1 protein-coding gene is annotated in these 642 nt (G+C 41.3%); it reads right to left on the reverse strand.

Annotation, left to right across the window (positions count from 1 at the left end):
- Positions 1–642 (reverse strand): agmatine deiminase family protein (locus ND16A_RS09685; RefSeq protein WP_033077530.1); only part of this gene is annotated, 642 nt, incomplete at both ends.

A 642-nucleotide genomic window follows, 5' to 3' on the forward strand; every position in this document is an offset into this window, starting at 1 on the left:
GTAATGCAGTGAAGACTGCCAAATTGCTCAATAATAGGTAAACAATTTACCCCAATAATTGTGTTATCTGGGTATGCTTTTTGCACCTGTCCTAAAGCGCGTTGGTCGTTTACATCGTTATAAGTAGGCACTAATACCGCATTGTTAATAATTAAGTAATTTGCATAGGTTGCGGGTAAGCGCGTGTTTTCATCATCGTACACGGCTTTTGGCCATGGCAACTCAATTAGCTTATATGGGGTGCGATTGGCAGTTTTAACGCTTTGTAGTTGCTTTTGCATGGCATTAAGCGCGCTGAAGTGCGCATCGCTTTTATCGTCACATTGCACATACACCAGGGTATTATTTGGTGCAAAGCGCACTAAGGTATCAATGTGGCTGTCCGTGTCGTCACCCGCTAAATAGCCACGATCAACCCATAAAAAATCTGTTGCGCCCAAGTGCGCTTTTAAAAGCGCTTCTATGTCACTTGGGTTTAAATTTGGATTACGGTTTTTATTAAGCAAACATTCGCTGGTTGTTAGCAACACACCATGCTCGTTTATTTCAATACCGCCACCTTCAAGTACCATATCGAGCGCTTGATAGTGGTTTTTTTTGCTACTTAACTCTTTTACCAAAGTACGATTAATGCAAATANCT

The organism is Thalassotalea sp. ND16A (genome assembly GCF_000764205.1).
Classification (GTDB): Bacteria; Pseudomonadota; Gammaproteobacteria; order Enterobacterales; family Alteromonadaceae; genus Thalassotalea_A.